Here is an 11,525-nt window from a genome sequence, read left to right as displayed (position 1 = left end):
CCAGGTGCCGGCCGGTCTGGGAGACCGCTTCGATGGTCTCCGCGCGCAGTTCGTCGGCCAGCTGCCGGAGCTCGGCGATCGACAGGCCGCGCGTGTCGGCAGGTGAATGGACAGTGTCGAGGAGAGGCGTGGATGGCATGGCTAAGCAGACCGCGACCGAAAACTAGTTCCGGCGCTCTAACACGAAATCGACGCTCGCCCGCAGGAATTCCGCCGCCACGCCGAAGGGCTCGAGGTGCGCCTTGGTCTGATCCATCAGCAGGTTAAGCCGCTCGCGCGCCGCGCCCACGCCCAGCAGGGTGACGAAGTTGGCCTTGCCCTTCTGGGCGTCCTTGCCAACGGCCTTGCCAAGGGTGACCGCGTCGCCCTCGGCGTCCAGCAGGTCGTCGACGATCTGATAGGCCAACCCCAGGTCGTGGGCGAAGGCCATCATGGCGTGACGCTCCGAATCCTTGGCGCGGGCCAGCGCCAGCGGCAGCTCGAAGGCGCAGGCGATCAGCGCCCCGGTCTTCAGCCGTTGCATCCGCGCCACACCGCCCAGGTCGTCGCGCACCCCCAGGATGTCGATCATCTGGCCGCCGGCCATGCCCTTGGCGCCGGAGGCCTGGGCGAGCCGCGTCACCAGTTCGGCGCGGATCCCCCCGTCGGGGTGGGTGTCCGGGTGGGCCAGGATCTCGAAGGCCGCGGTCTGCAGGGCGTCGCCGGCCAGGATGGCGGTCGCCTCGTCATAGGCCTTGTGCAGGGAGGGCCGGCCGCGGCGCATGTCGTCGTCGTCCATGCTGGGCAGGTCGTCATGGATCAGGCTGTAGGCATGGATGCATTCCAGCGCGCAGGCCGAGCGCAGGGCCGAGCGCTCGGCCACGTCGAACATCTTGCCGGTCTCGATGGTGAAATAGGCCCTCAAGCGCTTGCCCGGCCCAAGGGCGGCGTAGCGCATGGCCTCGGTGAGCTGCGCCTCCGGCCCCTCGGCGCGGGGCAGAAGCTCGTCGAGCGCCACCGTCACCAGGTCGGCGGCCTCGGCGATGCGCTGAGCGAGCGCCTGCGCCATCAACTGAACTCGGCGGGCTCGACTCCCGGCGCGCCCCCCGCGCCGACGACAATCTTCTCCACCCGCAGGCGCGCGGCCTCGAGCCGCGTCTCGCAGTGGGCTTTGAGCGCCGCCCCGCGCTCGTACATGGAGATCGAGGCCTCCAGCGGCGCCTGGCCGCTCTCCAGCCGGGCCACGATCTGCTCGAGCTCGGCGAGCGCCTGCTCGAAGCTGAGGGTCGCGATGTCGGCGGGCTCGGACATGACCCCTTCCTAGAACCGCTCGAAGCGCCGCGTCGACCAGTATTTGTAGCCCTCGCGCACGGTCTGGCGCCAACCGCGGCGGCGCAGCGCGCGCGACACCATCATGTTGAAGAAGCCGTGCGCCAGGACCACGACGTTCTGTCCGCCGCGCGCGAGCTCGTCCAGGCGGGCGGCGGCCCGGTCGGCGCGGCTCTCGGCCTCGGCCCGGGTTTCCTCGCCTTCGTGGTGGTTGAAGAACCACCACCAGAACCGCGCGAAGAAGCCCCACAGGCGCGGCGACAGCCGGACCCACGACGGCCAGTTGGGCGGCGGCAGGGGCGCCTCGACCAGCAGCACGTCCTGGGCGAAGTCCCGGCCCGGCGCCACCAGCCGGGCGCTCTCGACGGCCCGCAGGCGCGTCGAGGAGATCAGCACGTCGCAGCGGTCGACATAGCCGCTCAACCCCGCCGGCGGGGTCTGGCCGGGAAGCAGGCCCATGATCTCGTAGCGGGCCCAGAAGTCGCGGTATTCCTGCGCAGACAGCCTGACCCGGCGCGACAGCGCCGGCTCGCCGTGGCGCGCCAGGGTGATGACGCCCGCCCGGGCCCCGCCGGAATCCGGCGTATTGGAGGGCCCGCCGGTCAAGGCGTGAGCCTGTCCATTCGAGCGGCCGACGTCCAGCCCCTCACCCGTCGGTTCCTTACCCCCAGAATGCGCCTACCCCTCGGCAAGGGCCCGCACGTGCGCTAGCGCCGAGGAGCCCAGAGCCTGCAGGTCGTAGCCGCCCTCAAGCGAGGACACAACCCGGCCCTTGGCGTGGCGATTGGCCACGTCGGCGATGGCGCGCGTGGCCCAGGCGAAGTCCTCGGCCTCCAGCGCCTGGCCGCCGCCGCCGAGCGGGTCGCGCACATGGGCGTCGAAGCCGGCGGAGACGATGATCAGGTCCGGGGCGAAGGCGTCGACGCGGGGCATCAGGCTCTCGAAGGCCTTGCGCCACACCTCCCGCGGCGCGCCTTCCGGCGAGACCGCGTTGGCGATGTTGGGCGAGGTCGGCTGCGACGGGTGGCCGGTGCCGGGCCACATGGGCCACTGCTGGATCGAGGCCAGGAACAGGCCGTCGCGGCCGTCGAACGCCGCCTGTGTGCCGTTGCCGTGGTGGACGTCAAAGTCGACGACGGCGACCTTCTCCAGGCCCGCGGCCTGGGCCGCGCGGGCGGCCACGGCCACATTGGAGAAGATGCAGAAGCCCATCGGCAGCCCGGGCTCGGCATGGTGCCCCGGCGGGCGCACCGCGCAGAAGGCCCGCTGGGTCTCGCCGGCGGCCACGTCGCGCACGGCGCTGACCACCGCGCCCGCGGCCCGCCGGGCGGCGGTGAGGCTGCCGGGCGACATGTAGGTGTCCTCGTCCAGCTTCAGCGGCCGTTCCCCCGGCCGCGCGGCGAAGATCGCGTCGAGGTAGGCCTGGCCGTGGACGGCGGCCAGGTCGGCCTCCGCCGCCAGGGGCGCATCGCGGGGGGTGAGCCGCAGGTCGCTGTCGGCCAACGCCCCGGTCACCGCCGCCAGCCGCTCGGGCCGTTCGGGGTGGCGGTCGCCCGGACGGTGGCCGAGCATGTCCAGATGGGTGTAGAGCGCGACGGTCATGCCTCATCCTAGCGTAGATTCCACGACCGCCGATGCCTGAACCTTCGATCCGCCGCGCCGGCCCCGCCGACGCCCCGGCCCTGTCCGCTCTCGGCGCCGCGACCTTCGTCGAGACCTTCGGCCACCTCTATCCGCCCGCCGATCTGGCGGCCTTCCTGGCCCAGTCCTACAACCTCGAACGGACGGCCGCCGACCTGGCCGACCCGGCCAAGGCCTCCTGGATCGTGGAGGCCGGCGGCGAGGCGGTGGGCTACGCCCTGGCCGGCCCCTGCGGCCTGCCCCACGCCGAGGTCACGCCCGCCTGCGGGGAGCTGAAGCGCATCTACCTGCTGAAGGCCTGGCAGAACGGCGGCCTGGGCGGCCGGCTGTTCGCCGAGACCCTGGGCTGGCTGCAGGCCGCCGGCCCGCGTCCGATCTGGATCGGCGTCTGGTCGGAGAACCATGGCGCCCAGCGGTTCTATCTCCGCCATGGCTTCGAGAAGGTCGGGGAATACGGCTTCGCCGTCGGCGCTACAGTCGACCGCGAATACATACTCAGGCGGGATGGGGTGAGCCTTGCCGGGTTGGCCGCGAATTCGGCGTCCAACGAACACAATCTCGCCTGAATTGCGGCTGTTCCCGGCAAATATTGCCAGGATTTAACCTTTCAGCGCTTGGCGCGGCGCCTGGCTTTTGGGACCCTGCGGGCCGGTCTCGGAGTTCGAGGCCAGGCGGCGGGGAGCATGCTCAGGATCGGCTATGTGCGCGGGCGGCCGGCAGAGTCCGGGGACGCCTCTGGCGACGGCGGCGGCGCCGCGCGCCTGAGCCGGGCCGGCTGCGCGGTCGTCCACACCGAAGCGTGCGGCCGGGACGCTGCAGTCCTGGACTCCATCCTGGGCGCGATCGACGCGGGCGACGAGCTGGTCGTCACCCGGCTGGAGCACCTGGGCGACAGCGGGCGCGCCGTGCTGGAGGTGCTGCGGCGGCTGGAGGGGCGCGGCGCGGCGCTGCGGGTGCTGGACCCCAGGCTTTCCAGCCGCGGTCCAGGCGGGCCGGCCCTGCGCGCGGCCCTGGAGGCCGTGGCCGCCCTGGAGCCCCTGGCGGGGACCCGGCCGCGGCGGCCGGCCGCCCCGGAGGAGATCCGCGACCTGCAGCGCGCCGGCGTCGGCCCCGTGGAGATCGCCCGGCGCCTGGGCGTCTCGCGCATGACCGTGTGGCGCAAGCTGAAGGCGCTGGAAGGCTGCGCCTGATCTTCCGCGGCTAGTCCGCCGCGGCGTGGGCGGCGCCGGCGCCGAGCGCCTTCTTGGTCAGCCACACGCAGGGGATCAGCAGCACCATCAGGCCCGAGCAGATGCGGAAGATGTCGTCGGTGGCCAGCAGGTAGGCCTGGTTGACCACCTGGTTGGTGACCGCGCCCAGGGCCTGCTGGCCCGAAAGCCCCAGGGACTGCAGCTTGCCGACCGCGCCGACGAAGGCCGGGTCCTGCGCGCCCATGACCTCGGACAGCCGGTTCTGGTGCAGGGTCGCGGTCTGCTCCCAGACGGTGGAGACCAGGGAGGCCGCGAAACTGCCGGCGGTGATCCGGGCGAAGTTGTAGAGGCCGGAGGCCTGCGGCACCTGCTGGCCCGGCACCCCGTTCAGGGTCAGGGTGACCATGGAGACGAAGAAGGTGCTCATGGCCACGCCCTGCACGAGGCTCGGCATCACCAGGGCGATGAAGCCGATGTCGGTGGTGAAGCGCGAGCGCATGAAGAAGGAGAGCGCGAAGGCCACCAGCGACAGGCTGGCGGTCCAGCGGGCGTCCACCCGGTTCATCAGCCGCGCGGCGAAGGGCGTCAGGAACACCGCCACCACGCCGGAGGGCGCGGCGACCAGGCCGGCCCAGGTGGCGATGTAGCCCATCCGGGTCTGCAGCCAGAGCGGGCTCAGGAGGTTGGCCCCGAAGAACATCGCGAAGCCCAGGCACGAGACGATCGTGGCGATCACGAAGTTGCGCGACTTCATCAGCGACAGGTCGACGATCGGGTTCTGCTCGTTCAGCTCCCAGATCAGCCAGGCGACGAAGCCGATCGCCGCGACGATCGTCTCGACGACGATGGCCGGCGAGTTGAACCAGTCGGCGTCCTTGCCGGTGTCGAGCATGACCTGCAGCGCGCCCACCCAGGTGAGCAGGAGGAAGAAGCCGGTCCGGTCGATGGGCACGACCCGCGTCGGCGTCTCGCGGCTGATCATGTTGCGCCAGCAGATCACGGTGCAGACGATCCCCACCGGCACATTGATCAGGAAGATCCACGGCCAGGAGATGTTGTCGGAGATATAGCCCCCGAGGATCGGCCCGCAGATCGGCGCCACCAGAGTGGTCATCGACCAGATGGCGAGCGCCGTGCCCCGCTGGGCGGCCGGGAAGATCATGATCAGCAGCGCCTGGGAGCCCGGGATCATCGGCCCGGAGACCGCCCCTTGCAGCACCCGGAAGAGGATTAGCGACGGCAGGTTCCAGGAGACCCCGCAAAGGAACGAGGCGATGGTGAACAGCACCACCGAGCTCACGAAGGTCTTCACCACCCCATAGCGCATCATCAGCCAGGCGGTCAGCGGCACCGAGACGCCGTTGGCCACGGCGAAGGAGGTGATCACCCAGGTGCCCTGGCTGGTGGAGACGCCCAGGTTGCCCGAGATGGTCGGGATCGAGACGTTGGCGATCGTCGAGTCCAGCACCTGCATGAAGGTGCCGAGCGCCAGCGCAATGGAGGTGATCGCCAGCAGCGAGCCGGTCATCGGCGCCGGCATGGCCGGAGCGCCGGCGGCGGCTGTCGCCTTGGCGGATTGAGCGTCGTCGGCCATGGCCGTAGCCTTCCTTCGCCTAGCGTGCGCCGGAGATGTCGACGGCGGCCTTCATGGAGAGGCCGACCCGCAGCGGGTGCTCCGCCAGCTCCTTGCGGTCCAGGTCGATCCGCACCGGCAGCCGCTGCACCACCTTGATCCAGTTGCCCGAGGCGTTCTGGGCCGGGATCAGGGAGAAGGCCGAACCCGTGCCGCCGGAGAGGCCACGCACGCGCCCGTGGAACTTCACGTCGGAGCCATAGAGGTCGGAGGTCAGGACCACCGGCTGGCCGGGACGCACCTTCTTGAGCTGAACCTCCTTGAAGTTGGCGTCGACATAGGCCTCGCCGGCGGGAACGATGGCCATCAGCGGGGCGCCGACCGCGACCTGCTGACCGACCTCCACCTGCTTCTTGGAGACGATGCCGTCGATCGGCGCCTTCAGCACCGTGCGCTCGAGCATTAGCTTGGCGGCGTCGAGGCGCGCGCGGGCGGCGGCCACCTCCGGATTCTGGGCGAGGCTCACGCCGGCGATCAGCACGCGGTTGGCCTCGCGGGCGCCGACGGCGGCGGCGCGGCTGGCCTGGGCCTGGGCGAGCGCGGCCTGGGCCTCGGCGTACTTGTTCTTGGCGTTGGTCAGCTCGTCGCCGGACACCGCGCCGGAGGCCGAAAGGGCCTGGCGGCGCTCCAGGTCGGTGCGGGCGCGGTCGAGGTCGGACCTGGCGCGGGCGATGTCGGCGTCGCGGGCGCTGAGCTGCCCGGCCAGCGCCGTGTCGTTGGCGTCGTAGGTTTCCACCTTGCGCTCCGCCTGGCCGAGCGCGGCCTGGGCCTGGTCGACGGCGATCCTCGCGTCGGCGTCGTCGAGGGTCACCAGCGGCTGGCCGGCCTTCACGGCCTCGGTCTCGCGCGCCAGCACCTTGGCGACCGGGCCCGCGATCAGCGGGGTCACCTGGGCTACGTCGGCGCCGACGTAGGCGTTGTCGGTGGACACCGTCTTGCCGCCGAAGGCCAGCGCGTAGGCGGCGTAGAGCGCCGCTGCGGCGGCCACCGCGACGGCGAGCCAGATCAGCAGGCGGCGGCGGCGCGCCCGGGCGGCCCTGACCTGGGCGGCGACGCCGGCGGCGCCGACATCAGCGCCGGCTGGGGCTTTGGCGAAGGTGGCGGTGTTGGACATCTGGAGGGTCCTTGAAGGCGCGTGTCGGATCGGGTTCGGAAGGAGATCAGGCGGCGGCGTGGTAGCCGCCGCCCAGGGCGCGGACGAGTTCGACGTCGAGGGCGAGCGCGCGGGCGTCAAGGTCGGCGACGATGCGGCGGCGGCGCAGCACGGCCTGTTCGGCGAGCAGCACCGTGGGATAGGTGGCGAGGCCGCCTTTGTAGCGAAGGGTGGCGATGCGGAAGGCGTCCTCGCTGGCGGCCAGCGCGGCCTTGCTGTCGGCGATCTGCGACTGCAGGGCGCGGCTGGAGGCCACCACGTCCGCCACCTGGCGGAAAGCCTCCGTGACGGCGTCGTCGTAGCTCGCCACCGCGGCGTCGCGGTCGGCCTCGGCCCCACGCAGGCCGGCCCGCAGGCGCCCGCCCTCGAAGATCGGCAGGGTGACCGCCGGACCCACCGATCCGACGTCGGAGCCGGCGGCGAACACCTTGTTCAGGTGCAGCGCCTGGGTCCCGATGAAGGCCGCCAGGTTGACGTCGGGAAAGAAAGCCGCGCGGGCCTCGTGGATGCGGCTGGCGGCAGCCTCGGCGCGCCAGCGGGCGGCGGTGACATCGGGGCGGCGGCCGACCAGGCTGGCGGCCAGCTCGGCGGGAACGCCCAGGGGCTTCAGCGCCGCGGCGCTGGGCCGCACCAGGCCGAGGCCGCGGTCGGGCCCGGCGCCGGCGAGCGCCGCCAGGCGGTCGCGGGTCAGCGCGATCTGCTCGTCGATGGCGGAGAGGTCGGCCTTGGCCTGCAGAGGCTCGGCCTCGGCCTGGCGCTGCTCGGCCAGGGTGTCGAGGCCGTTCACCACCCGGTCCGCCACCAGCTTGGAGGTTTCGCCCTGCACGGCCATGGCGCGCTCGGCCACGTCGCGCTCGGCGTAAAGGCGGGCCAGGTCGGCGTAGGCGGCGGCGACATTGGTGGAGAGCACCAGCCGCGCCTCGGCGGCGTCCGCCTGGGCGGCCCGGGTGTCGGAGACCGCCGCCGCGACGGCCGCGCGGTTCTTGCCCCAGAAGTCGAGCTCCCAGTTGAAGTTCAGCGTCAGCAGGCCGTAGGCGTTGTAGCCCTGGGGCACGAACTGCGCCGGGATCCCCAGGTTGTAGCTCTGCTTCATCTCCTCGACGCTGGCGTTGCCCGAGACGGTGGGCAGTTGGCGGGCGTGCGCCGTAGCCGCCAGGGCCTCGGCCTTGCGCACCCGGGCCTCGGCGGCCGCCAGCGTCGGCGACCCGGCGAGGGCCTCGGCCATCAGGCCGTCGAGCTGGGTGTCGCCATAGGCCGTCCACCAGGCGTCCGCGGGCCAATCGCGCGCGGGGGCGGCCAGGGCCTGGGACGCGGCGTAGCTGGCGGGGGCCTTGGCCACCCGGGCCGGCGCCGGAGGCGGCAAGGTCGCGCAGGCGGACAGCGCCGTGGCGGCGAGCAACAGGACGGGAAGCGTGCGGTGGCGGGTCATTCGGCCGTCTCTTGTCATACCGTACGGTACGGTCATATATTGCGGACGACGATATAGCGAGCGACGCCGTGGCGCGTCAAGACTGACCATACCGTACGGTTGGAAAAAACATGCAACTGACGAAAACGAAACTGGACCGCGACCAGCGGCGAGAGCTGATCCTAGATGTGGCGCAGAGCGTCTTTCTGGAAGAGGGCTTCGCCAACGCTTCGATGTCGACCATCGCCGCGCGGCTCGGCGGGTCGAAGGGCACGCTCTACAACTACTTCAAAAGCAAGGACGAACTGTTCAACGCCTATGTCGAGCGGCGCTGCCTGTGGCAGGACGAGATCTTCGCCGCCCCGCTGGAAAACGAGACGCCGGAGCAGACCCTGCGGCGGATCGCGGCCGCCTACCTCACCCGGGTGCTGACGGACTTCAACCTCAAGAACTTCCGGCTGATCGCCGCGGAGGCCGAGCGCTCCCCCGAGATCGGCCGCACCTTCTATGACGCCGGACCGCGCAAGGGCGTCGAGCGGGTGGCCGAGCTGCTGGAAGGCATGGCGAAGGAGGGCCACCTCGACCTCGGCGATCCGGAGGAGGCCGCCCATGCCTTCCTCGGCCTGACGCAGAACCGCTATTTCAAGGCCCGGCTCTGCAACGCCATCCCAGAACTCACCCGCAGGCAGGTCGAGGACCAGGCCGCGCTGGCCGCCCGCACCTTCCTGCGCGCCTTCGGCAAGCGGGGCTAAGGCTCGCACCCCACGGCGATCCGGCCGGACAGGAGACCTCCCATGCAGATGCGCAAACTCGGCAAGACCGGCCCTGACGTCTCGGCCCTCGGCCTGGGCGCGATGGGCATGTCGGGCATGTACGGCCCCTCGGACCGGGCCGAGAGCCTGGCCACGATCCACGCCGCCCTCGACGCCGGGATCGACCTGATCGACACCGGCGACTTCTACGGCATGGGCCACAACGAGATGCTGATCGGCGAGGCGCTCAAGGGCGTCGCCCGCGACCGCGTCGTCGTCAGCGTCAAGTTCGGCGCCCAGCGCGGGCCGGACGGGGCCTTCCTGGGCTTCGACGGCCGGCCCGCCGCGGTGAAGACCGCCTGCGCCTACAGCCTGCAGCGCCTGGGCCTCGACCACATCGACGTCTACCGCCCGGCCCGGCTCGATCCCAGCGTGCCGATCGAGGACACGGTCGGCGCCATCGCCGAGCTGGTGCAGGCCGGCTACGTGCGCCACATCGGCCTGTCCGAGGTGGGCGCGGCCACGATCCGCAGGGCCGCCGCCGTCCACCCCATCGTCGACCTGCAGATCGAGTACGCCCTGATCTCCCGCGGCGTCGAGGACGCGATCCTCGCCGTCACCCGCGAACTGGGGATCGCCATCACCGCCTATGGCGTGCTGTCGCGCGGCCTGATCAGCGGGCACGCCGCCAACATCACCACGCCGAGCGACTTCCGCAGCCACAGCCCGCGCTTCCAGGGCGACAACCTGAAGAAGAACCTGGCGCTCGCCGAGGTGCTGCGCGCCGAGGCCGCCAAGCTGGGCCTCACCCCGGCGCAGGCCGCCATCGCCTGGGTCCTGGCCAAGGGCGAGGACATCGTGCCCCTGGTGGGCGCGCGCCGCCGCGACCGCCTGGCCGAGGCTCTGGGCGCGCTCGACCGGCCGCTCACCCCGGACGAGGTCGCCGCCCTGGAACGCGCCGTGCCCAGGGACGCCGCCGCCGGCGACCGCTACCCGGCGGTCCAGATGGCCATGCTCGACAGCGAGCGGCGGTAGGAGCGCCCTACCCTCCCCATAACGGGGAGGGATATGGACATCGCGGACCCGACGCCCCATCCTCCGCATTCAAACAGACGTTCGTTACGAGGGGCGCCCGCCCATGTTCATGCGTTTCTTCACCGAGCTTCGCCAGGCTAAGGTGCCGGTGACGCTGAAGGAATACCTCGTGCTCATGGAGGGCCTGGACAAGCAGGTCATCGACCGCTCCGTCGACGATTTCTATTACCTGTCCCGCGCCACCCTGGTGAAGGACGAGAAGAACATCGACAAGTTCGACCAGGTCTTCGCCCACGTGTTCAAGGGCCTGGAGCGGATGGGCGACGACGTCACCGCCGACATCCCCGCCGAGTGGCTGAAGAAGCTCTCCGACCAGTTCCTCACCGATGAGGAGAAGGCCCAGATCGAGGCCATGGGCGGCTTCGACAAGCTGATGGAAGCGCTCGCCGAACGGATCAAGGAGCAGAAGGAGCGCCACGAGAAGGGCGACAAGGCGATCGGCACCGGCGGAACCTCGCCCTTCGGCGCCAACGGCTATCACCCCGAGGGCGTGCGCATCGGCCAGGACAAGGGCCGCCACGGCAAGGCGATCAAGGTCTGGGACAAGCGCGAGTACAAGAACCTCGACGACTCCGTCGAGCTCGGCACCCGCAACATCAAGGTGGCGCTGCGCCGCCTGCGCAAATGGGTCCGCGACGGCCACCCCGACGAGCTGGACATGGGCGGCACCATCAAGGGCACCGCCGAGAAGGGCTACCTCGACATTCAGATGCGCCCCGAACGCCGCAACAAGATCAGCGTGCTGATCTTCTTCGACATCGGCGGCTCGATGGACAGCCACATCAAGGTCTGCGAGGAGCTGTTCAGCGCGGCCCGCTCCGAGTTCAAGAACATGGAGTTCTACTACTTCCACAACTGCCTCTATGAGAGCGTGTGGAAGGACAACCGGCGCCGTCACGCCGAGAAGCTGAACACCTGGGACATCCTCCACAAGTTCCCCCACGACTACAAAGTCATCTTCGTGGGCGATGCGACCATGAGCCCCTATGAGGTCACCTATCCGGGCGGCTCGGTGGAGCACTGGAACGAGGAGGCGGGCGCCGTCTGGCTGGACCGGGTCTCGAACATCTACGAGCACATGATCTGGCTGAACCCGACCGCCGAGCGCCACTGGGACTACACCCCCTCCGTCGGCCTCATCAAACAGTTGGTCGGCGAGCGGATGTTCCCGCTGACCCTGGCGGGCCTCGAGAAGGCCATGAAGGAGCTTGCCCGCTAGGCGGGGCCGCGATGAGCGACGACCTGACGACGCACGACGTCCCCGAAGCCGACCAGGACCAGGCCGCCACCAAGGCCGCGGTCTTCATCGCCGCCGAGCGGCTGTTCGCCCTGCACGGCTTCCAGA

General features: G+C 70.8%; 13 protein-coding genes. 5 read left to right on the top strand and 8 right to left on the bottom strand.

What is annotated here, in order from left to right; all coding sequences use genetic code 11:
- The 5 genes from VNW53_RS08000 to VNW53_RS07980 all read right to left on the bottom strand — a co-directional run.
- The coding region (locus tag VNW53_RS08000; RefSeq protein WP_325554833.1) for a 1-deoxy-D-xylulose-5-phosphate synthase N-terminal domain-containing protein at positions 1 to 139 on the bottom strand (139 nt) is incomplete at its 3' end.
- A gap of 24 nt (positions 140 to 163) precedes the next feature.
- A complete protein-coding gene (locus VNW53_RS07995; protein WP_325554831.1) occupies positions 164 to 1,048 on the bottom strand; it encodes a farnesyl diphosphate synthase in 885 nt (294 codons plus the stop codon).
- Positions 1,048 to 1,290 carry an exodeoxyribonuclease VII small subunit gene (locus VNW53_RS07990; RefSeq protein WP_325554830.1) on the bottom strand — a complete coding sequence of 81 codons (243 nt, stop codon included), beginning with the start codon at positions 1,288 to 1,290 and terminating at the stop codon, positions 1,048 to 1,050. Before VNW53_RS07990 ends, VNW53_RS07995 begins: the two co-directional genes overlap by 1 nt.
- 9 nt (positions 1,291 to 1,299) lie before the next feature.
- Positions 1,300 to 1,914, bottom strand: coding sequence for a histidine phosphatase family protein (locus tag VNW53_RS07985; protein WP_325554828.1), 615 nt, complete (start codon positions 1,912 to 1,914; stop codon positions 1,300 to 1,302).
- A gap of 72 nt (positions 1,915 to 1,986) precedes the next feature.
- Positions 1,987 to 2,910, bottom strand: coding sequence for a histone deacetylase family protein (locus VNW53_RS07980; protein WP_325554826.1), 924 nt, complete (start codon positions 2,908 to 2,910; stop codon positions 1,987 to 1,989).
- Positions 2,911 to 2,942: 32 nt separating this feature from the next.
- On the opposite strand from VNW53_RS07980, the gene VNW53_RS07975 reads away from it, so the two are divergent.
- Positions 2,943 to 3,515: a GNAT family N-acetyltransferase gene (locus tag VNW53_RS07975; RefSeq protein ID WP_325554825.1), complete on the top strand. Its 573-nt coding sequence runs from the start codon at positions 2,943 to 2,945 to the stop codon at positions 3,513 to 3,515.
- 117 nt (positions 3,516 to 3,632) lie between these two features.
- Positions 3,633 to 4,139, top strand: a complete 507-nt coding sequence (locus VNW53_RS07970) for a recombinase family protein (protein ID WP_325554823.1) — start codon at positions 3,633 to 3,635, stop codon at positions 4,137 to 4,139.
- A 10-nt stretch (positions 4,140 to 4,149) separates the two neighbouring features.
- On the opposite strand, the gene VNW53_RS07965 is transcribed toward VNW53_RS07970, so the two are convergent.
- Genes VNW53_RS07965 through VNW53_RS07955 form a run of 3 tightly spaced genes read right to left on the bottom strand, consistent with a single transcriptional unit; the run spans position 4,150 to position 8,354 of the window.
- Positions 4,150 to 5,733 (bottom strand): DHA2 family efflux MFS transporter permease subunit, encoded by a 1,584-nt coding sequence (locus tag VNW53_RS07965; RefSeq protein WP_325554821.1) that lies wholly within the window; start codon positions 5,731 to 5,733, stop codon positions 4,150 to 4,152.
- A 19-nt stretch (positions 5,734 to 5,752) separates the two neighbouring features.
- The gene (locus VNW53_RS07960; protein WP_325554820.1) at positions 5,753 to 6,886 is read right to left on the bottom strand and encodes an HlyD family efflux transporter periplasmic adaptor subunit; all 1,134 of its coding nucleotides are present in this window, start codon (positions 6,884 to 6,886) and stop codon (positions 5,753 to 5,755) included.
- Between the two features lie 46 nt (positions 6,887 to 6,932).
- Positions 6,933 to 8,354, bottom strand: a complete 1,422-nt coding sequence (locus tag VNW53_RS07955; RefSeq protein WP_325554818.1) for an efflux transporter outer membrane subunit — start codon at positions 8,352 to 8,354, stop codon at positions 6,933 to 6,935.
- A gap of 110 nt (positions 8,355 to 8,464) precedes the next feature.
- Here VNW53_RS07955 and VNW53_RS07950 point away from each other — a divergent pair, with 110 nt between their 5' ends.
- The 3 genes from VNW53_RS07950 (at position 8,465) to VNW53_RS07940 (ending at position 11,399) form a co-directional block, all read left to right on the top strand.
- Positions 8,465 to 9,085 (top strand): TetR/AcrR family transcriptional regulator, encoded by a 621-nt coding sequence (locus tag VNW53_RS07950; RefSeq protein ID WP_325554816.1) that lies wholly within the window; start codon positions 8,465 to 8,467, stop codon positions 9,083 to 9,085.
- Between the two features lie 42 nt (positions 9,086 to 9,127).
- Entirely contained in the window at positions 9,128 to 10,120 is a 993-nt protein-coding gene (locus VNW53_RS07945; protein WP_325554814.1) for an aldo/keto reductase, read from the top strand.
- Between the two features lie 103 nt (positions 10,121 to 10,223).
- Positions 10,224 to 11,399, top strand: a complete 1,176-nt coding sequence (locus VNW53_RS07940) for a VWA domain-containing protein (protein WP_325554812.1) — start codon at positions 10,224 to 10,226, stop codon at positions 11,397 to 11,399.
- Positions 11,400 to 11,525 lie beyond the last annotated feature (126 nt).

Source organism: Phenylobacterium sp. (assembly GCF_035569475.1).
GTDB lineage: Bacteria > Pseudomonadota > Alphaproteobacteria > Caulobacterales > Caulobacteraceae > Phenylobacterium.
The sequence above is the reverse complement of the archived record's forward strand: the minus strand, read 5'-3'. Positions and strand labels throughout refer to the sequence as shown.